This window comes from Streptomyces sp. NPDC051217 (genome assembly GCF_044455465.1).
Lineage (GTDB): Bacteria > Actinomycetota > Actinomycetes > Streptomycetales > Streptomycetaceae > Streptomyces.
This window is the reverse complement of the sequence record NZ_JBITEV010000004.1, coordinates 207,223-228,147: the sequence shown is the minus strand read 5'-3', so window position 1 is coordinate 228,147 and position 20,925 is coordinate 207,223. Positions and strand designations below refer to the sequence as shown.

Below are 20,925 nucleotides of genomic sequence, written 5' to 3'. Positions count from 1 at the left end.
ACGATCCGAACCCGGCGGGGGTAGCGGCGTGCGCTGAAGGAGAGTGTGTCTTCGGGAAGAGCTGTCTCCGTAAGGAGGACGGGCCGGCCCGTCCTCCTTACGGAGACAGCGCCGTCAGCCGGCCCGTACCCGCAGCGCGCGGCGCAGGTCGTCCAGTTGGTCGACCAGCTTGCGGCGCAGCGCGGGCACGAGGTCCGCTCCGGCCAGGCATTCCTCGCCCAGGCGCAGCGACTCCTCGTCCACCGCGTGCAGCGGGAAGGCGTAACGGCCGGCGCACTCGGCGATGGCCGGGCCGCGGCGGGAGGCCAGGTCGACGGCGTCGCTGTAGAAGCGCGGGACGTACGTGCGTACGAGGTCGGTCTGTTCGGGCTGCCAGAAGCCCTGGGCGGTGGCGGTGAAGAGGTAGTTGGACAGGTCGTCGGTCAGGAAGAGCCGTTCCCAGGCGGCGGCCTTGGCGTCGCCGTCGGGGAGGGCGGCGCGGCAGCGCGCGGCGCCTTCCCGGCCGGTGGCGCTGGGGTCGCGGTCGAGTTCCTCGCCGATGGCGGCGTCGTCGACGGCGCCGAGGACGGCGAGGCGGTAGAGGATGCGCCAGCGCAGTTCGGGGTCGAGTTCGGGGCCGCCGGGGACGCTGTCGGAGTTCAGCCAGTCCTGGATGCCGTCGGGCTGGGTGGCGGCGGAGATGAAGTGCCGTACGGCGGTGAGGCGCAGGCCGGGCGCGTTGCCGTCCTCGGTGCGGCGGATGAGGGCGCGGCAGATGGTGGTGAGGGTGGCGAGGGCGGCGGGCCGGTCTCCGGGGGCGAGGTAGCGGTCGGCGATCTGGGTGGCGGCGAAGCCGAGTACGCCTTGGACGATCGCGAGGTCGGACTCGTGGGGGAGGTGGTTGCGCGCGGCCTCCAGGTAGGCGGTGGGGGCCAGTTCGCCGTCGCGGACCATGTCGCGGGCCGCGTTCCAGACGACGGTTCGGGTGAGCGGGCCGGGGATGGCGGAGAGGGAGTCGAGGGCGGTGGCCCAGGAGCGGTCGTCGAGACGGACCTTGGCGTAGGCGAGGTCACCGTCGTTGAGGACGACCAGGTCGGGGCGGCGCCCCGGGCGGACGGTGGGGCCGTCCTGCTGCGGGATGTCGGTCTCGAAGCGGTCGCGCGGGGCGAGTCGGGCGGGGTCGACGAGGTCGCGGTCGTAGGTGCTGACGGCGATACGGTGCGGGCGGCTGCCGTCCTGGGCGACGTCGAGCGTCCAGCCGGTCTCGGAGCCGTTGCCGGTGACGGTGGGCGTGAGGGTGTCGACGCCGGTCGTACGGAGCCACTGCTCGGCCCACCGGTGCACGTCGCGGTCGGTGGAGGCCGCGAGGGAGTCGATGAAGTCGGCGAGGGTGGCGTTGCCGAACTTGTGCCGGGCGAAGTGTGTGTTGATGCCGGCGAGGAAGTCCTTCTCGCCGAGCCAGGCGACGAGTTGGCGCAGCGCGGAGGCGCCCTTGGCGTAGGAGATGCCGTCGAAGTTGAGCATCGCGGACTCGGTGTCGGGCACGGCCTCGGTGTCGGGCGCGACGGGGTGGGTGGAGGGCCGCTGGTCGGCGTCGTAACCCCAGGACTTGCGGTCTATGCCGAAGGCGACCCAGGTGTCGGTGTAGCGGGTGGCCTCGGTGAGGGTCTGGTAGCCCATGTACTCGGCGAAGGACTCGTTGAGCCAGATGTCGTCCCACCAGGTGAGCGTGACGAGGTCGCCGAACCACATGTGGGCCATCTCGTGGGCGATGACCATGGCCCGGGTCTGCCGCTCGGTGTCGGTGACGGCGGAGCGGTAGACGAATTCGTCGCGGAAGGTGACGAGGCCCGGGTTCTCCATGGCGCCCGCGTTGAACTCGGGGACGAAGGCCTGGTCGTAGGAGTCGAAGGGGTACGGCTCCTCGAACTTCTCGTGGTAGCGGTCGTAGCAGGCGCGGGTGATGGCGAAGATCTCGTCCGCGTCGGTGTCGAGGTGTGGTGCCAGGGAGCGGCGGCAGTGGATGCCGAAGGGCAGGCCCGCGTGCTCGGTGCGGACGGAGTGCCAGGGGCCGGCGGCGACGGCCACGAGGTAGGTGGAGAGGGGCGGGGTCGCCGCGAGGCTCCAGCGGCCGTCGCCCTCGTCGGTGGCGATGCCGTTGCCGAGGACGGTCCAGCCTTCGGGGGCGGTGACGTCAAGTTCGAAGACGGCCTTGAGGTCGGGCTGGTCGAAGACGGCGAAGACCCGTTGGGCGTCTTCGAGGAACAGCTGGGTGTAGACGTAGGTCTCGCCGTCGGCGGGGTCGGTGAAGCGGTGCATGCCCTCGCCGGTGCGGGAGTAGCGCATGGTGGCGTCGACGCGCAGTTCGTGCCGGCCTTCGGCGAGGCCGGGGAGCGCGAGCCGGTTCTCGGTGAGGGCGCCGGTGTCCAGGGGCTGTCCGTCGAGGGTGACGGAGCGCAGTCGTGCGGGCTTCAGCTCGACGAAGGTGTCTCCGGCCGCGAGGGCGGTGAACTCGATGGCGGCACGGGATTCGAAGGTCTCGTCGCCGGTGGTCAGGTCGAGGGCGACCGTGTACCGGTGGACGTCGATGAGCTGGGCACGGGTCTGCGCTTCGTCGCGCGTCAGTACGGACATGGGGACATGCTGCCCGATGGGGCTCGAACCGCGCAGCGTGTGGGGGTTGCGCTGTGAGCGCACGGGGTGGGGCGCCGGGTGGGGCACGGGAGGGCGGGCCCGTACCGCGGGTCACCGGTCGGTCAGGTCCGGCCTTCCGTGCGCCCCGAGTTGTCCGCGAGGGTCTCGTGGTGGCGGATCACCTCGGCGATGATGAAGTTGAGGAGCTTCTCGGCGAACGCGGGGTCGAGCCGGGCGCTCTCGGCGAGCTGCCGGAGCCGGGTGATCTGCCGGTGTTCACGGGCCGGGTCGGCGGGCGGCAGATGGTGTGCGGCCTTGAGGAGGCCGACCTGCTGGGTGCATTTGAACCGTTCCGCCAGCATATGGACGACGGCCGCGTCGATGTTGTCGATACTCCCGCGGAGCCGGTCCAGCTCGGCCTGGACGGACTGGTCGATGCCGCCGTTGTCACCGTTGTCGCTCGTGGTCATGGTGCGGAAGCTTAGGTCCTGCGAGGCGCCGGAAGGGATGGCGTCTCAAGGAGAGCGTGTGGTGATCGTCGGTGGGTGGTCCGGGTCCGGGACGCGGTCGCTCCAGCCGCCGGGGACGGTCCGGCCCTGGCGCTCGCGGAAGCGGACCGGCGCGGTGCCGACGCGGCGGGTGAACAGCCGGGAGAAATAGGCCGGGTCGTCGTAGCCGACGCGGCGCGCGACGGCGGCGACGGGCAGTTCGGTGGCGGCGAGGAGTTCCTTGGCTCGGCCGAGTCTGATGCCCAGCAGATAGTCCTTGGGGCTGCATCCGGCGCCCCTGCGTACGGCGTTGCGGAGTTCGGCGGGGGTCATGCCGTGCCGGGCGGCGTGTTCGGCGACGGAGAGCGGCAGGAAGGCGTCGCGGGCGAGGGCCTGGAGGACGAGGTCGCCCTCGGCGTTGGTGTCGGCGCGGGCGCGGCGCAGGGCGACGAGGAGTTCATGGACGGCGGCGCCGGTCTCGACCTCCAGGAGCGGGTTGTCGCGCCGGGCGGCGCGGACGATGCGGCCGACGGTGTCCGGTCTGCTCCGCGTGCCCGGTAGGTCCACGCACCGCTGATCCTTGTCCATGGACCGGTCCCTGGCCAGGGGTGAGGGTGGCGAGGGCGCGGCCGGGGCCGTACATCTGCGCGGAGTGGGAGAACGGCGAGCTGCCGCACCGGCTGACGGCGGCGGTGGGTTCGCGGGTGCCGGGGGACGCCGGCACGGTGCCTGTGCCCGGCACCGCACCGGCTGCGAAGGCGCCGCCCGGAGCGGCGAGGGCGGCGCCGGCCGCCACGACCGCGGTGGCGGCCACGACGGTTCTGCGGCGGGGCCTCGTTCTGCTGCGCCGGCGTTCAGGTCGCTCCTCTTCGTCCACGGTGTTCCGTGCACGTCGATTCGCGTCGCGAGGAGCGGGTGCGCCCATGGACAAAGGCGGGACAGGTCTTGGACCGACGCGCCGACGGCGTGTCCTGACCTGCCCCGCCCTCGGGGCTGGGCGCTCTACGGGTTCGGATCCGCTCGGATCAGAGGATCCGCTCGGATCAGAGAGACCGGAGGGGGATCAGAGAGTGGCCGCGGCCGACGCGATGGCGGAGGCGAAGGTGGAGACCTCGGTGTAGACACCGGGGTAGTTGGGCCGGGCACAGCCGTTGCCCCAGCTCACGATGCCGACCTGGATGAAGGCACCGGCGTTGTCCTTGCGGAACATCGGGCCGCCGGAGTCACCCTGGCAGGTGTCCGTGCCGCCGGCGGCGAATCCGGCGCAGATCTCTTCGCTCGCGATGATCTGGCCGCCGTACGACGAGTTGCAGCTGGCGTCGGAGACGAACGGGACGGTGGCCTTGAGGAGGTAGCGCTGCTGGGCGCCGCCCTCACGGGCCGCTCCCCAGCCGGCGACGGTGAAGTTGCCGTTGTTGTACGCGGTGGTGGTGGCGATCTTCAGGGTCGGCAGGTTGATGGGCTGGGCGAGCTTGATCAGCGCCCAGTCCTTCCCGGTGCCGTTGTACCCGGGGGCCTGGAGGACCTTGGTGGAGCGGACCTTGATGGCGCTGGTGCTCTGGAGGTCCACGACGCCCGCGGTGGCGGTGATGCTGGTGTTGTTGCCCGATCCGCTCACACAGTGGGCGGCGGTCAGCACGACGGTGGGCGAGTACAGCGAGCCGCCACAGCCCATCGAGAGGCGGACCATGAAGGGGAACTCACCCTGGGCGGCGCGGGTACCGCCGACGACGGGCGGCGCGAGGGGGGCGGCGGCCTGCGTCTTGGGCGCGTCCGGCACGGGCGCGGCGGAGGCGGAGGTGGTCTGGAGGCTGATGGCGGCGGCAATGACAGCGCCGGCAGCGATGCATCTCTTGAGGACACCCTGAATGCTCAACGGTCTGCCTTTCGTGGGGGCTTGAGGGATTTGCTCCTGTCACGGCACACGGGTCGACGCGCGTTGCGCGCCATTGGCATGAGCCCGACAGGAACGCGATCCGGATTATCCGGAGGGCAGGAGCGGCCCCACAAGATACGAATCTCGGCCAACCGAACGGTCGGCCTCCGGTCGCCGTCCGGCCACCGAACACCGGAACCCGCACAGACCGCCGGTCGCCGCGCGCGCGTCCTCCGACATGGCGCCCACACGGACGAAAACCGCGTGGTTGACGGAAACGGGAGAAACACGAGAGAGGGGTGGGTTCCGGACCAATTGGTCCGGAACCCACCCCTCCTCGTTCGTGTCACATCACGCGTGTCAGGCGCCTACCAGATGGCGCGCCGGACGATCGTCCGTCAAAGACCCGCCGCTGCCGACTGGATGTCGGCGGCGAAGGTGGACACCTCGGTGTAGACGCCCGGGAAGCCCGGCTGCGCGCAGCCCTGGCCCCAGCTGACGATGCCGACCTGGATCCAGCCGCCCGCGCCGTTGTCACGGAACATCGGGCCACCGGAGTCGCCCTGGCAGGTGTCGACGCCGCCCTCCTCGATGAAGCCGGCGCAGATCTCCTCGGACGGGACGAGGCTGCTGCCGTACGCGCCCTCGCAGTCGGCGTCGGAGACGAACGGCACGCCGGCCTTCAGCATGTACCGCTGCTGGCCACCGCCCTCGGTGGCCGCACCCCAGCCGGCGACGGTGAAGTCGCCGCTGTTGAAGCTGTCGTCGGTGGCTATGTCGAGCGTCGGCAGGTCGATCGGCTGGGCGAGCTTGATCAGCGCCCAGTCCTTGCCGGTGCCGTTGTAGCCGGGGGCCTGGAGGACCTCGGTGGAGTTGACCTCGACGGCGTCCGGGCTCTCCAGGTCCACGACGCCCGCCGTGGCGGTGATGCCGGTGTCGGGCCCGGAGCCGTCCACGCAGTGGGCGGCCGTCAGGACGATGTCCTGCTCGTAGAGCGCGCCGCCGCAGCCCATGGAGAGGCGGACCATGAAGGGGAACTCGCCCTGCTCGGCGGGGGTGCCGCCGACGACCGGCGGGGCCGGGGTGGGGGCGGCGGACGCGGAGGCGGGCTGCAGGCTGACACCGGCGAGGACGACCGCGCCGACGACAGCACATCTCTTGAGGGCACGCAGGAAGCTCAACTGACTGCCTTTCGTGGGGGGAAACAGTGCGTTCGGTTGTCTTGCGTGGGGCTGTCGTGCGTGAAGCTGTGTACGGATGACACTCAGCACGTGGGGGTGCCGTACGCATGGCGAAGCCGACCGACGACCAGTGAAACAAAAAGATCGCCCGCATCCGCCCGCCACAGCGTGATCCGGATTATGGGGAGGAAATCAGCCGTGGCACAAGATGTAGGTTTCAGCCAACCGAACGGTCGGGCCTCCCGCGGAGTCCGGCGACCGGCGCGGGGCGGCGTCCATCGACCGGTAGGCGGACCACACTCCCGTACCCCCGGCCGCCCACGCCCTTACGGAGCTCGCCGCCGTACAGTTGAGGACGGTCGACCGTCCTACGAAGGGGTAGTGGCGTGACGGACAGAGGCGCGACGAACGGCAGCCCGGTCGTACACGGCTATCCGCATCTGGACACCGCGCGGGCCGCGATCACGGCGCTCTACCGGCGGATGTCGGGTGACGGCATCCAGCAGTACGGCACCAGCGTCGCGCCCGCCGACGTCGCCTTCGCCGATGACGACGACCTCCATCTCGGAGTGCAGCGGGTGGCCCGCGCGCTGGTCCAGCAGTTGCATCTGCCGGACGCCCGGATGATCGTCAGCTTCCGCGAGATGGAGCACGCGGCGAGTGTCGAACTGACGGCGGGGCCTGAGTACTTCATCGAACTCAACGACCGCTTCCGGACGCACCGCAGGGACATCGGCGCCGCCCTCGCGCACGAGATCACCCATGTCCTGCTGCACCGGCTCGGGCTGAGCTTCCCGGGCACCCGGGACAACGAGATCCTGACCGACACCGTGACGACGTATCTGGGCGCGGGCTGGCTGCTGCTCGACGCGTTCCGGGAGGACCGGGACTCCAGCCAGAAGCTCGGCTATCTGACGCCGGAGGAGTTCGGTTACGTGCTGGCCAAGCGGGCCATCGTGTTCAACGAGGACCCGGCCATCTGGTTCACCAGCCCGCAGGGCTACACCGCGTACACGAAGGGCAAGGCCCAGGCCCTGCGGGACGAGCAGCAGCCGCCGCTGACCACGGCGGGCTGGTCGGGCCGGCACCGGTACGCCAAGGACCGCCGTTACGCGCTCGACCACCCGGGCGAGTCCGGGGACGCCGGGCGCCCGTACGCCTTCGAGACACTGCCGGACGGACTGCGGGTGTCGTTCCCCTGCCCCACCTGCCATCAACGCATCCGCGTGCCGGTCAGGGGGCGGGTGCGGGCGCGGTGCCAGCTCTGTCACACCGTGCTCGACTGCGACACCTGAACTCCCCCTTACCGGACAGGACTTCACCGCACCGGAGGAGGTCCGTCGATTTATCGATTTGGCGTGAATGGCCTCACCGGGCGAAGGTCGAAGGATGAGAGACGAGCGGACAGCGGACTTCGACGGCGCGCCCGGCGACGCGTCCGAAGACGCCCACGACGAGCTGTTCTCGGCCGTGTACGAGGGCCGGGACGACGCCGTCGTACGTCTGCTGCGCTCCGGCGTTCCCGCCGAGGCGACCGATCAGGACGGCCAGAGCGCGCTTTACGCGGCGGCCGTCAGCGACGAACCCGGTGTGCTCCGGCTGCTGCTGGCGGCGGGCGCCGACCCCGAGCGGGCGAGCGGCCCCGGCGACGGTGACCTGCCGCTGTGCGGGGCCGCGTGCGGCGGTCATACGGAAGTGGTGCTGGCCCTGCTGGCGGCGGGCGCGCACCCCGACCGGCGTGAGGCGTACGGCTTCACGGCGCTGGCCTGGGCCGTCGGGCAGGGCCACGCGGCCACGGTGGAGGCTCTGCTGGCGCACGGCGCGGACCCCGACCTCCCCGGTCCCGGCGGTGGCGCCCCGGACGGCGAGCCCCCGCTGGTGACGGCCGCCCGGCGCGGCTCGCCGTCGACCGTACGGGCACTGCTGCGGCACGGCGCGGGCGCGCGCGAGGAGGCGCTGGCCGAGGCCCGGCGGTGGACCGCGCCGGAGGCGGTGGAGCACGAACTGCACGCCGAGCTGCTGCCGATGGCCGGTGAGGGCGACGAGACGGTGGTGCGCCGGATCGAGGAGGACGGCGGGGTGACGGTCGTCGTCGAGACGTTGAAGGACGGTGTGCCGGTCGCGAGCCTGGAGCGGCAGACCGGGCACGGGGCGATCGCCACGGTCCTGGAGGAATCCCTGGGCCTTCAGGCGCCGTTCGAGGAGCTGGCGGTGCGGGCGCTGCGGTGCGGGGTGCCCTCACGGGACGACTGGCGGGAGCCGGTGGCCGCGCTGTGGCGGCGCGGCGACGAGGAGTCGTTCCAGGCGGCGCTCGCCTGGTTGGCGAGCGACGATCCGCCGCGTCGCGCCTTCGCCGCCGACGTGCTCGCGGGGCTCGGCATGGCGGACGGGGACAAGCCGTTCGCGGACCGCGCGCTGCCGCCGCTGCGGGAGTTGTGCGCCGAGGCCCGGACGCCGGAGCTGATCGGCGCCTGCGTGACGGCGCTCGGGGCGCAGGGCGATGCGGCCGTCCTGCCGGAGATACTGCGGCACACCGGGCATCCGGACCCCGGGGTACGCCGCCGGGTGACCACCGCGCTGGCCGGGCTGGTGGCGGGTGACCACGAGGAGGGAATCGCGGCGCTCACCGTGCTCAGCGCGGACATCGACAACTCGGTGCGGGAGCGGGCGACGACGGCCCTGGCGGCGGCCGACGCGGACACGCCCGGGATCCGCGAGGCACTGGCGGCGCGGCTGACGGACCCGGTGGCGGTCGCGGCGGCCGAGGCGGCGCGGGGACTCGCGGTGCGGGAGGATCCGAGGGCGGTGGACGCGCTGGCGAGGATGCTCGCCGACGGGAAGGTGGCCGGTCACGCGCGCGAGACGGCGGCCGAGGCGGTGAGCGATCTGCCGGACGCGGCGGTGCGGCGGAGGCTGGAAGGCCTGCTGCCGCGCGGCCGGTGAGCCACCGGGGCCGGCGAGTGACCCGGGCCGGTGGCCCTGACGACGGTTCAGAGCAGCCGCAGGGTGCCCGGCGCCCGCTCGTCGATGATCTCCGTGAGCCAGTCGAAGACCGTGCTGCCACGGCCCGCTTCGGCCTCGTCCAACTGCCCTTGGACCAACGCCCTGTTGGCCTCGGGAACGCGCGCCAGCCGGGCCCGGAGCTGCCGGGCGGTCTCCTCGTGGCCGAGCGCCCGGCGGGAGACCTCGTGGTCGCGCCACTCGATGACGAAGTCCCGGTCGTCCGGCGTCCCGAAGCCACCGCTGAGGCAGTCGGCGAACGCGTCGAGATTACGGCCGAAGTAGCCGTCCGGGCCGTTCACGGCTTCGCCGATCACCTGCCAGAAGCGCTCAAGACCGGTGACCTCCGCCCCGGGGATCACATACGTAACTGTCATGGGGCGGAGGCTACCTGTCTGTCGTCGGCCGGCCGGGCGGTGCGGGATCAGCAGCCGTGGTCGACCAGGTCGAAGGACTCGTAGTGGTCGGCGGTGTAGTAGTCCTGCTGCTGGTTACCGGTCACGATGCGGCGCGCGCCGCGGTCGGGAGAGCCCGGCGTCTCGACGGTGTACTCGTGGTAGTAGCCGGTGGACTGCTGGGGCAGGATGCCCTCGCGGTTCTGGAAGACCCCGCCGTCCTGCGGGTACGGGTAGGGGCCGCCCTGGTCGATCAGGTCAAGGGTGTCGTGCGCCTGGGACGGCAGGTCCGAGTAGCAGATGTCGCCGACCGCGAGCGGGGCGGCCGTGGCGGCTCCGGCCGCCGTGCCGCCGACGAGGAGAGTGGACAGGAGGGCGGCAGCGCCGCCGATGAGGGCGATTCGTGGGGGGATTCGCATGCCCTCATGATGACGCGCGTAGACGTGTGCACGTCAATCCCAAGTCGGTGGAGTTTTCGGGAAGTCAACCGGTCGGTACGGGCACGACATCCGCCCGTTGTTGCCGGTTTGTCGTCGGGGGCGGACAGGCTGCCCGCCTGTCCGGCCCCCGGCGAACGACTCGGAGCCGGCTATGCGGCGGTGCGCCGGCCACCCTCGGCGCCGCGCTCCGGCGGGCGGCCACGACGGCCGCCCCGGCTGCCGCGCCCGGAACCGCCGGCCGCGCCCAGCCGTGTCCCGCCGCCGCCCGCGCCCGCGCCGTTGGTCCGCCGCGCCGGGCGCGACGCGCGCGCCTTCTGCGGCTTCCGTACGGCGGGCTGCGGCACCTCGATGGTGATCGCGACCCCGGAGGGCTCCCGCGCCCCGGTCAGCCGCGTCAGTTCCTCGTCGGTCGACTTGAGGCTGGTGGTCCTCGGGGCGATGCCCGCGTCCGACATCAGCCGTGTCATCTCCCGCTTCTGCTCGGGCAGGACGAGCGTCACGACGCTGCCGGACTCACCGGCGCGCGCGGTGCGTCCGCCGCGGTGCAGATAGTCCTTATGGTCGACGGGCGGATCGACGTTGACGACCAGGTCGAGGTCGTCGACGTGGATGCCGCGCGCGGCGACGTTCGTCGCGACGAGCACGGTCACCTCGCCGGTCTTGAACTGGTCGAGCGTGCGGTTGCGCTGCGGCTGGGACCGGCCGCCGTGCAGTCCCGAGGCCCGTACGCCGCTCGCCAGCAGCCGCTTGACCAGCCGGTCCACCGACCGCTTGGTGTCCAGGAACAGCAGCACCCGGCCCTCGCGGGCCGCGATCCGCATGGTGACGGCCTTCTTGTCGGTCTCGTCCATGACGTAGAGGACGTGGTGCTCCATCGTCGTGACCGCACCCTGGGAGGGGTCGACGGAGTGGACGACGGGGTCGGTCAGGTACTGCCGTACGAGCCGGTCGATGTTCTTGTCGAGCGTCGCGGAGAACAGCATCCGCTGCCCGTCCGGCCGTACCTGCTTGAGCAGCGCGGTGACCTGCGGCATGAAGCCCATGTCGGCCATCTGGTCGGCCTCGTCGAGGACGGTGATGGTGACCTGGTCCAGCCGGCAGTCGCCGCGTTCGATGAGGTCCTTGAGCCGTCCGGGCGTCGCCACGAGCACTTCGGCGCCGCGGCGCAGCGTCCCGGCCTGCTTGCTGATCGACAGGCCGCCGACGACGGTGGCCATGCGCAGGTTCACCGCGGTGGCGTACGGCGTGAGGGCGTCGGTGACCTGCTGCGCCAGCTCGCGGGTGGGCACCAGCACCATCGCGTACGGCGCGCGCGGCTCGGCGCGACGGCCGGCGAGGCGGGCCAGCAGCGCGAGGCCGAAGGCGAGGGTCTTGCCGGATCCGGTACGGCCCCGGCCGAGGATGTCGCGGCCCGCGAGGGAGTTCGGGAGGGTGGCGCCCTGGATCGGGAAGGGCTCGGTCACACCCAGGGAGGTGAGGGTCTTGAGCAGTGCCGCGGGCATGTCGAGCTCGTCGAACGCCTCGACGGCGGGCAGCGCGGGGGTGATGGTTTCCGGGAGCGTGAACTCCTGGGGGCGCGCGACGCGGCGGACCGGCGCCTTCGCCGAGCCTTTTGTGGGGCTCTTGGCGCGGGAGTGGACCGGTCGCTTACCGGCCGGGCGGGGTGCGCGGGCCGGGCGTTCGGGGCGAGTCATTCGGTGAAGAACCTTCCTGGGGCGTTTCCGGCCCGGGCCTAGGGGGTGTCTTGTCGATCAGGCCGGATCAGGGAGCGGGGTCTGGTGCGTGCGATCGCAAGGCGGAGGAGGGAGACAACGCGGAGCGCTGGCGACCGACGACAACGCGGCGAGCGTGCGTGCCAGGGACCGCGAGCCCGGCAAGATCGGCAAGGCACCCCCTAAGGGCTGTCCCGTAATCCCCGGCGGGCGCACGACGACAGCTACGGCACCTCGCCGTGTTGTCGGATCGCCCGAATACGCCCGGTACGAGGACGACCCTCCGACTTGCGATGCACCGCATCTGACGCCGCGCGCTGATCCACCGGGGATTACGGGACAGCCCTTAGGGACAGCACAAGCCGGGACCCGCACCGTGCAGGTGCGGGCCCCGGCTGCGAGGTACGCGTCCGGAAATTAGGCCGGGACGATGTTCTCCGCCTGCGGGCCCTTCTGGCCCTGCGTGACGTCGAACGAGACCTTCTGGCCCTCCTGGAGCTCACGGAAGCCCTGGGTGGCGATGTTCGAGTAGTGGGCGAAGACGTCGGCGCCGCCGCCGTCCTGCTCGATGAAGCCGAAGCCCTTTTCCGAGTTGAACCACTTCACGGTTCCAGTAGCCATGTCATTCTCCTAAAACAGGTGCAGAGACGAATCCGCACTTCACGGATTCCTCGTCGCCGCATTGAGCCCCATCCGGAGAAGCCGGCGAAAACAATAAAATGCGCCTGAGGAACATTCCCGTCAGGCGCACATAAAGTTCATGGGTACCAAAACTGCAACGCGGTCAGCCTAGCACGGTCCCGGGGCTTACCCGGATCCGACACGCCCGGTACCGATCGAACGGCGTCCGCGCGGGTCAGCCGCGCAGGATGCCCCGCGCGCGGGCCGCCCCGAGCCACTGCGGGAATTCCGCGACGAGCCGGTCGTACAGCACGTCGTCCGGCACCTCGCGCGGGTCGAGCCCGGCGTGGAAGAAGCCCGCGTTGTCGACGGACCGCTTCTGCGGGACGGCCAACTCATCAAGTTTTTCAAGGAAGTTGAACTGCGAGCTGCGCTTGTTGCCGAAGCCGACGAACTGCCAGAACAACGGGAGTTCGGCCGCTTTGCAGAGATAGCGCTCCGCGGCGAGTTTGTTGATCGGCCCGCCGTCGGTCTGGAAGACCACCAGGGCGGGCGCGGTGGACCCGCTGTCCAGATAGTGGTCGATCACCGCGTCCATGGCGAGGTGGTAGCTCGTCCTGCCCATGTGCCCGAGCCCGGAGACGATCCGGTCGATACGGCCGCGATGGTCGGCGAGCGCGATGTCCGTCTCGGCGTCGACGTCCGTGGAGAAGAAGACGACGGGGACGACACCGTCGTCGTCCAGATTCGCCGAGAGGCCGAGCACCCGGTCGGCGAACGCCTGGACGCTGCCGTCCTGGTAGTACTCGCGCATCGATCCCGAGTAGTCGAGGACCAGATAGACCGCGGCGCGCTGACCGCTCATCCCGTGCTTGTGCAGGGATATGCCCGCCGCCCGGTAGTGCCCGACGAGCGCGGGCGCGGTCTCCTCGACCTTGCGGAGGCTGATCGCCGGGCCTGCCGCGAAGGGCGCTGTGGTCATGAGCGTTGCCGTTCACTCGACAAGACACCCCTAAGGGGGGTGCGTCGAGGCTACACAGCACGGCGCGCACATGCCACGGCGCCCGCCGTCGTCCGGTCGGGGACTGGCGGGCGCCGTGTCTTGCGGAGGGTCCAGGGGACGTCCCCCGGGCCGTCACCGTCCGTACGCCGTTGTACGGGACGTTCTCTTGTCTCAGACCGTGAGTGAACGGTCCGTCGGGCGGATCGGGGCGTGCAGTTCGCTCGCTCCGGTCAGATAGCGGTCGACGCCGCGCGCCGCCGAACGGCCTTCGGCGATGGCCCACACGATCAGGGACTGGCCGCGACCCGCGTCACCCGCAACGTACACGCCGTCGACGTTGGTCGCGTACTCGGCGTCCCGTGCGACGTTGCCGCGCGCGTCCAGTTCGAGGCCGAACTGGTCGACGAGGCCGTTGGACCGGTCGGTGCCGGTGAATCCCATGGCGAGGGTGACCAGTTGGGCGGGGATGGTCCGCTCGGTGCCGGGCTTCGGTTCCGGCCGGCCGTCCTTGAACTCGACCTCGGTGAGGTGCAGCGACTGGACATTGCCGTCCTCGTCGCCCTCGAAGTGGGTGGTGGAGACGGAGTAGATCCGCTCGCCGCCCTCCTCGTGCGCGGAAGTGACCTTGTAGAGCATCGGGAAGGTCGGCCAGGGCTGGTTCGGGGCGCGCTCCTCGCCCGGCCGGGGCATGATCTCCAGCTGGGTGACGGACGCGGCGCCCTGGCGGTGGGCCGTACCGACACAGTCCGCGCCGGTGTCACCGCCGCCGATGACCACGACGTGCTTGCCCTCGGCGGTGATCGGGGAGACCGTGAGGTCGCCCTCCTGCACCTTGTTGGCGAGCGGCAGATACTCCATGGCGAAGTGGATGCCGTTCAGTTCACGGCCGGGCACGGGCAGGTCGCGCGAGACGGTGGCACCGGCCGCGATGACCACGGCGTCGTAGCGCCGGCGGAGCTTCGCCGCGTCGATGTCGCGGCCGATCTCCGTCTCCGTACGGAACTTGGTGCCCTCCGCTCGCATCTGCTCGATACGGCGGTTGATGTGGGACTTCTCCATCTTGAACTCGGGGATGCCGTAGCGCAGCAGGCCGCCGATGCGGTCGGCGCGCTCGTACACGGCGACCGTGTGGCCGGCCCGGGTGAGCTGCTGGGCCGCGGCCAGGCCGGCCGGGCCCGAGCCGATGACGGCGACGGTCTTGCCGGACAGCCGCTCCGGCGGGCGCGGGACGACGTCGCCGTTGTCCCACGCCTTGTCGATGATGGAGACCTCGACGTTCTTGATCGTGACGGCGGGCTGGTTGATGGCCAGCACGCACGCGGACTCGCACGGCGCGGGGCAGAGCCGGCCGGTGAACTCCGGGAAGTTGTTCGTCGCGTGCAGCCGCTCGCTCGCCGCGGTCCAGTCCTCGCGGTACGCGTAGTCGTTCCACTCGGGGATGAGATTGCCGAGCGGACAGCCGCTGTGGCAGAAGGGGATGCCGCAGTCCATGCAGCGTCCGGCCTGCTTGCTGATGATCGGGAGCAGTGAGCCCGGAACGTAGACCTCGTTCCAGTCGTGTCTGCGCTCGTCCACCGGGCGGGACTTGGCGACCTCGCGCCCGGTGGTCAGGAAGCCCTTGGGGTCAGCCATTGGTCGCCGCCTCCATCATCTTCTCGGTGGTCTCCTGCTCGGAGAGACCGGCGAGCTCAGCGGCGTCCTTGGCGGCGAGCACTGCCTTGTAGGTGGAAGGAATGATCTTGCTGAACCGGGCCACGGAGGTGTCCCAGTCGGTCAGCAGCTTCTCCGCGACGGTGGAGCCGGTCTCCTCGTGGTGGCGGCGCACGACGTCGTGCAGCCACTTCTTGTCGGTGTCGGAGAGGTCGGTCTCCACGGCGCCGAGGTTGCCGGCGTTGACGTTGTCGGCGTCGAGGTCGATGACGTACGCGACGCCGCCGGACATGCCGGCCGCGAAGTTGCGCCCCGTCTCGCCGAGGACGACGGCGTGGCCGCCGGTCATGTACTCGCAGCCGTGGTCGCCGACACCCTCGGAGACCACCGTGGCGCCGGAGTTGCGGACGCAGAAGCGCTCGCCCGTGCGGCCGCGCAGGAACAGTTCGCCGCCGGTCGCGCCGTAGGCGATGGTGTTGCCCGCGATGGTCGAGTACTCGGCGAGGTGGTCGGCGCCCCGGTCGGGGCGGACGACGACCCGGCCGCCGGAGAGGCCCTTGCCCACGTAGTCGTTGGCGTCGCCCTCCAGGCGCAGCGTGACGCCGCTGGGCAGGAAGGCGCCGAACGACTGGCCCGCCGAGCCGGTGAAGGTGATGTCGATGGTGTCGTCGGGCAGTCCCGCGCCGCCGAACCTCTTGGTCACCTCGTGGCCGAGCATCGTGCCGACGGTGCGGTTGATGTTGCGGATCGCGATCTGGGCGCGGACCGGCTGGGCGGCCTCGGGGCTCTCGGCGGCGAGCGCGTCGGCGGCCAGCTTGATCAGCTGGTTGTCGAGCGCCTTGGCCAGGCCGTGGTCCTGCTCGACGATCCGGTGCCGTACGGCGCCGTCGGGCAGGGCGGGCACATGGAAGAGCGGCCGGAGGTCCAGGCCCTGAGCCTTCCAGTGGTCCACGGCCCGCTCGGTGTCCAGCAGCTCGGCGTGCCCGACCGCCTCTTCGAGCGTACGGAAGCCCAGCCCGGCCAGGATCTCGCGGACCTCCTCGGCGATGAACTCGAAGAAGTTGACGACGTACTCGGCCTTGCCGGAGAAGCGCTCGCGCAGCACCGGGTTCTGGGTGGCGATGCCCACCGGACAGGTGTCGAGGTGGCAGACGCGCATCATGACGCAGCCGGAGACGACGAGCGGCGCGGTGGCGAAGCCGAACTCCTCGGCGCCCAGCAGCGCGGCGACGACGACGTCACGGCCGGTCTTGAGCTGGCCGTCGGTCTGCACGACGATCCGGTCGCGCAACCCGTTGAGCAGCAGGGTCTGCTGGGTCTCGGCGAGGCCGAGCTCCCAGGGACCGCCCGCGTGCTTGAGCGAGGTGAGCGGGGACGCGCCCGTACCGCCGTCGTGGCCGGAGATCAGGACCACGTCGGCGTGGGCCTTGGAGACCCCGGCCGCGACCGTGCCGACACCGACCTCGGAGACCAGCTTCACGTGGATGCGGGCGGCCGGGTTGGCGTTCTTGAGGTCGTGGATCAGCTGCGCGAGGTCTTCGATGGAGTAGATGTCGTGGTGCGGCGGCGGCGAGATGAGGCCGACGCCGGGCGTGGAGTGCCGGGTCTTGGCGACCCACGGGTAGACCTTGTGGCCGGGCAGCTGGCCGCCCTCACCGGGCTTGGCGCCCTGGGCCATCTTGATCTGGATGTCGTCGGCGTTGACGAGGTACTCGCTGGTGACACCGAAGCGGCCGGAGGCGACCTGCTTGATGGACGAGCGGCGCTCCGGGTCGTGGAGCCGGTCCGCGTCCTCGCCGCCCTCGCCGGTGTTGGACTTGCCGCCGAGCTGGTTCATCGCGATGGCGAGGGTCTCGTGCGCCTCCTTGGAGATGGAGCCGTACGACATGGCGCCGGTGGAGAAGCGCTTGACGATCTCGGAGGCCGGCTCGACCTCGTCCAGGGCGACGGGCTCGCGGCCGGAGGCGAAGCTGAAGAGTCCGCGCAGCGTCATGAGGCGCTCGGACTGCTCGTTCACCCGGTCCGTGTACTGCTTGAAGATGTCGTAGCGGCGGTTGCGGGTGGCGTGCTGGAGACGGAAGACCGTGTCCGGGTCGAAGAGGTGCGGCTCGCCCTCGCGGCGCCACTGGTACTCGCCGCCGATGTCCAGCGCGCGGTGCGACGCGGAGATACCGGAGGGCGGGTACGCCTTGGCGTGACGGGCGGCGACCTCCTGGGCGACGATGTCGAGACCGGCGCCGCCGATCTTGGTCGCCGTACCGCTGAAGTACTTCTCCACGAACGCCTCGTCGAGACCGACGGCCTCGAAGACCTGCGCGCCGCGGTAGGAGGCGACGGTGGAGATGCCCATCTTGGACATGACCTTCAGGACGCCCTTGCCGAGGGCGTGGATCAGGTTGCGGATGGCGTTCTCGGGCTCCAGGCCCTCGATGAAGGTGCCCGCGCGGACGAGGTCCTCGACGGACTCCATCGCCAGGTACGGGTTGACGGCCGCGGCGCCGTAGCCGATGAGCAGCGCGACGTGGTGCACCTCGCGTACGTCACCCGCCTCGACCAGCAGCCCCACCTGGGTGCGCTGCTTGGTGCGGATGAGGTGGTGGTGCACGGCCGCGGTGAGCAGCAGGGACGGGATGGGCGCGTGCTCGGCGTCGGAGTGCCGGTCGGAGAGCACGATCATCCGCGCGCCGCTCTCGATCGCGGCGTCGGTCTCGGCGCGGATCTCCTCGATACGGGCGGCCAGGGCCTCGCCGCCGCCGCTGACCCGGTAGAGGCCGGAGAGCGTGGCGGTGGTCATGCCCGGCATGTCGCCGTCGGCGTTGACGTGTATGAGCTTGGCCAGCTCGTCGTTGTCGATCACCGGGAACGGCAGGGTGACGCTCCGACAGGCAGCGGCGGACGGCCGCAGGATGTTGCCCTGGGGGCCCAGGGTGGAGCGCAGCGAGGTGACGAGCTCCTCGCGGATGGCGTCCAGCGGCGGGTTGGTGACCTGCGCGAACAGCTGGGTGAAGTAGTCGAACAGCAGCCGGGGGCGCGCGGACAGCGCGGCGATCGGGCTGTCGGTGCCCATGGAGCCGAGCGGTTCGCCGCCGGTACGGGCCATCGGCGCGAGGATGATCCGCAGCTCTTCCTCGGTGTAGCCGAAGGTCTGCTGGCGGCGGGTGACGGAGGCGTGCGTGTGCACGATGTGCTCGCGCTCGGGGAGGTCCTCAAGCTCGATCTCGCCGGCCTCCAGCCACTCCTCGTACGGGTTCTCGGCGGCGAGCGTCGCCTTGATCTCGTCGTCCTCGATGACGCGGTGCTCGGCGGTGTCGACGAGGAACATCCGGCCGGGCTGGAGGCGGCCCTTGCGGACGACCTTCGCGGGATCGATGTCGAGGACGCCGACCTCGGAGGAGAGGACGACGAGGCCGTCGTCGGTGACCCAGTAGCGGCCGGGGCGCAGCCCGTTGCGGTCGAGGACCGCGCCGACCTGGACGCCGTCGGTGAAGGTGACGCAGGCGGGGCCGTCCCAGGGCTCCATCATCGTCGCGTGGTACTGGTAGAAGGCGCGCCGGGCGGGGTCCATGGAGTCGTGGTTCTCCCACGCCTCGGGGACCATCATCAGCACGGAGTGCGGCAGCGACCGGCCGCCGAGGTGGAGCAGTTCCAGGACCTCGTCGAAGGACGCCGAGTCGGAGGCGTCGGGAGTGCAGACCGGGAAGGTCCGCTCCAGCGTGCGGGGGTCGTCACCGAACACGTCGGAGGCCAGCTGGGACTCTCGGGCCCGCATCCAGTTGCGGTTGCCCTTGACCGTGTTGATCTCACCGTTGTGGGCGACGAAGCGGTACGGGTGGGCGAGCGGCCAGCTCGGGAAGGTGTTGGTGGAGAAGCGCGAGTGCACCACGGCGACCGCGGTCGCGAAGCGGCGGTCGGAGAGGTCGGGGAAGAAGGGCTCCAGCTGGCCGGTGGTCAGCATGCCCTTGTAGACGATCGTCCGGGCGGAGAGCGAGGGGAAGTAGATCCCGGCCTCGCGCTCGGCGCGCTTGCGCAGGACGAACGTCTTGCGGTCGAGGGCGATGCCCGTAAGCGGGCCCGAGTCCTTTTCGGTGTCGGTGTCCGTGGCCGTGGCCGTGTCCGTCGTCGCGGAGACGAAGAGCTGGCGGAAGACCGGCATCGTCGAGCGGGCGATGGCACCGAGCATCTGCGGGGCGACCGGCACGTCGCGCCAGCCGAGGACGTCGATGCCCTCCTCGGCGGCGATCGTCTCGATCCGTGAGACGGCTTCGTCCGGCTCGTCGGCGGGCAGGAAGGCGATTCCGACGGCGTACGAACCGGCCTCGGGGAGCTCGAACCCGGTGACCTCGCGCAGGAACGCGTCCGGGATCTGGAGCAGGATGCCGGCGCCGTCGCCCGAGTCGGGCTCGGAGCCGGTGGCACCGCGGTGTTCGAGATTGCGCAGCACGGTCAGCGCCTGCTCGACCATCTCGTGGCCGGGCACACCGGTCAGGGTGGCCACGAACCCGACGCCACAGGCGTCGTGCTCGTTACGGGGGTCATACATGCCCTGCGCAGCGGGGCGGCCATCCATGGGCGACCAGGCGTCGAAACGCATCGGCTCTCCCGTCGTCGTCGTGGCATATGCGATAACCGAGGGACGACGTTGGCCCTGGGCAAAATTTCGTGCAGGTTACATGATGGGTCGGCTGCTCAGAAAGCGGATAGCTGAATCCAGCATGTGGACGCCGCTCGCAGCGGCGAAGGGGTCATGGGTGAACGGGACGCCGGACACCCGACCGTGGCGGAGCGGGCTTCATTGCCCGCAGCGCCTACGGCTCATGCCCGGAGTTCAAGCGTTCGAAACAACCGGGTAACGGCTGGATATGTGACGCCATGCATAGTGTCCCACCCAGGTGGGGCAACGCCGGAGGATGGTCGAGGGATGCTCGTCACCACAGTGACGGCACCTCCCCGACCGCGCAATATGTCGTACGCCCGGAGGGTGGGCGCGCCGGACCGGGGCCGGGCGGCCGACTACACGGCCGCGCCGAACAGCGCCCCGAGCCCGTACGTGAGCGCCGCCGCCGTACCGCCGAGGAGCAGCTGGCGCAGACCGCTGAACCACCAGCTCCGCGCGGTCACCCGCGCCACCAGCGCGCCGCAGGCGAAGAGACCTGTCAGCGCCACCAGCACGGCGGGCCACAGGACGGTGGCGCCGAGCAGATACGGCAGGACGGGCAGCAGCGCGCCCACCGCGAAGGAGCCGAACGACGACACGGCGGCGACCATCGGGGACGGCAGATCGTCCGGGTCGACGCCCAGCTCCTCGCGCGCGTGGATCTCCAGCGCCAGCTCGGGGTCCCTCGAAAGCTGCTCCGCGACCTGGCGGGCCAGCTCCGGCTCCACCCCGCGCGACTCGTACAGCCCGGCGAGCTCCGCCATCTCGTCCTTGGGGTACTTGCGCAGCTCCCGCCGCTCCACCTCCAGCTCGGCCTGGACGAGCTCACGCTGGGACGCCACGGAGGTGTACTCGCCCGCGGCCATCGAGAAGGCACCGGCCGCCAGGCCCGCGAGGCCGGTGATGACGAGGGTCTGCCGGTCGACGGAGCCGCCCGCTACGCCGGTCATCAGAGCCAGGTTCGAGACAAGTCCGTCCATCGCGCCGAACACCGCGGGGCGCAGCCAGCCGCCGTTCACATCACGGTGCGTGTGATTGTCACGGTGTGCTCCGTGGAGTGACGCCTCGTTGTCCATGACGGACACGCTGTCCCCTTTCCTGCTGATCCCGCTGATCCCGCTGATCCGGCTGATCCGGCTGCTCGGGCGTGGCGGGAGACCCCGCCACGGCTTCGAAAGTACGCACGAAACAGGGCTCCCGCCAGCAAGGAAAGCCATGCTTACCAAGGCACCAGCCGGGTGACAGAAGCGCTTGTGGGACTCCCGCGGGGCGCGGCGTGGGACGTATGGGAG

The 20,925-nt window shown here is 70.8% G+C and carries 14 protein-coding genes and 1 pseudogene; 2 read left to right on the top strand and 13 right to left on the bottom strand.

The genetic code is table 11. The features are described 5' to 3' along the window. Positions 1-114 precede the first annotated feature (114 nt). The 5 genes and pseudogenes from pepN to ACIBBB_RS12320 form a co-directional block, all read right to left on the bottom strand. Entirely contained in the window at positions 115-2,613 is a 2,499-nt protein-coding gene (gene pepN, locus ACIBBB_RS12340; protein WP_398980977.1) for an aminopeptidase N, read from the bottom strand. A gap of 122 nt (positions 2,614-2,735) precedes the next feature. Then, a complete protein-coding gene (locus ACIBBB_RS12335; protein ID WP_398980976.1) occupies positions 2,736-3,083 on the bottom strand; it encodes a chorismate mutase in 348 nt (115 codons plus the stop codon). 45 nt (positions 3,084-3,128) lie between these two features. Continuing rightward, positions 3,129-3,635, bottom strand: a pseudogene (locus tag ACIBBB_RS12330) (helix-turn-helix domain-containing protein); the annotation flags it as partial. A 529-nt stretch (positions 3,636-4,164) separates the two neighbouring features. Then, positions 4,165-4,977, bottom strand: coding sequence for a S1 family peptidase (locus ACIBBB_RS12325; protein WP_398980975.1), 813 nt, complete (start codon positions 4,975-4,977; stop codon positions 4,165-4,167). A gap of 398 nt (positions 4,978-5,375) precedes the next feature. Further along, positions 5,376-6,158, bottom strand: a complete 783-nt coding sequence (locus ACIBBB_RS12320; protein ID WP_398980974.1) for a S1 family peptidase — start codon at positions 6,156-6,158, stop codon at positions 5,376-5,378. 386 nt (positions 6,159-6,544) lie between these two features. On the opposite strand from ACIBBB_RS12320, the gene ACIBBB_RS12315 reads away from it, so the two are divergent. Further along, positions 6,545-7,453: a hypothetical protein gene (locus ACIBBB_RS12315; protein ID WP_398980973.1), complete on the top strand. Its 909-nt coding sequence runs from the start codon at positions 6,545-6,547 to the stop codon at positions 7,451-7,453. A 94-nt stretch (positions 7,454-7,547) separates the two neighbouring features. Next, on the top strand, positions 7,548-9,101 hold the full coding sequence (locus ACIBBB_RS12310) for an ankyrin repeat domain-containing protein (protein ID WP_398980972.1): 1,554 nt from the start codon (positions 7,548-7,550) through the stop codon (positions 9,099-9,101). 47 nt (positions 9,102-9,148) lie between these two features. On the opposite strand, the gene ACIBBB_RS12305 is transcribed toward ACIBBB_RS12310, so the two are convergent. From ACIBBB_RS12305 to ACIBBB_RS12270, 8 genes are all read right to left on the bottom strand, one after another. Beyond that, on the bottom strand, positions 9,149-9,535 hold the full coding sequence (locus tag ACIBBB_RS12305) for a barstar family protein (RefSeq protein ID WP_398980971.1): 387 nt from the start codon (positions 9,533-9,535) through the stop codon (positions 9,149-9,151). A gap of 47 nt (positions 9,536-9,582) precedes the next feature. Continuing rightward, on the bottom strand, positions 9,583-9,972 hold the full coding sequence (locus ACIBBB_RS12300) for a ribonuclease domain-containing protein (RefSeq protein WP_398980970.1): 390 nt from the start codon (positions 9,970-9,972) through the stop codon (positions 9,583-9,585). 170 nt (positions 9,973-10,142) lie between these two features. Next, positions 10,143-11,687, bottom strand: a complete 1,545-nt coding sequence (locus ACIBBB_RS12295; RefSeq protein ID WP_398980969.1) for a DEAD/DEAH box helicase — start codon at positions 11,685-11,687, stop codon at positions 10,143-10,145. 435 nt (positions 11,688-12,122) lie between these two features. Beyond that, positions 12,123-12,326 (bottom strand): cold-shock protein, encoded by a 204-nt coding sequence (locus ACIBBB_RS12290; RefSeq protein ID WP_015607926.1) that lies wholly within the window; start codon positions 12,324-12,326, stop codon positions 12,123-12,125. A gap of 235 nt (positions 12,327-12,561) precedes the next feature. Next, positions 12,562-13,308, bottom strand: a complete 747-nt coding sequence (locus tag ACIBBB_RS12285; RefSeq protein WP_398980968.1) for a VWA domain-containing protein — start codon at positions 13,306-13,308, stop codon at positions 12,562-12,564. A 192-nt stretch (positions 13,309-13,500) separates the two neighbouring features. Further along, positions 13,501-14,961: a glutamate synthase subunit beta gene (locus tag ACIBBB_RS12280; protein ID WP_398980966.1), complete on the bottom strand. Its 1,461-nt coding sequence runs from the start codon at positions 14,959-14,961 to the stop codon at positions 13,501-13,503. After that, complete coding sequence (gene gltB, locus ACIBBB_RS12275; RefSeq protein ID WP_398980965.1) at positions 14,954-19,570, bottom strand: glutamate synthase large subunit; 4,617 nt, start codon at positions 19,568-19,570, stop codon at positions 14,954-14,956. Before gltB ends, ACIBBB_RS12280 begins: the two co-directional genes overlap by 8 nt. Positions 19,571-19,989: 419 nt before the next feature. Then, the gene (locus tag ACIBBB_RS12270; protein WP_398981317.1) at positions 19,990-20,709 is read right to left on the bottom strand and encodes a VIT1/CCC1 transporter family protein; all 720 of its coding nucleotides are present in this window, start codon (positions 20,707-20,709) and stop codon (positions 19,990-19,992) included. Positions 20,710-20,925 lie beyond the last annotated feature (216 nt).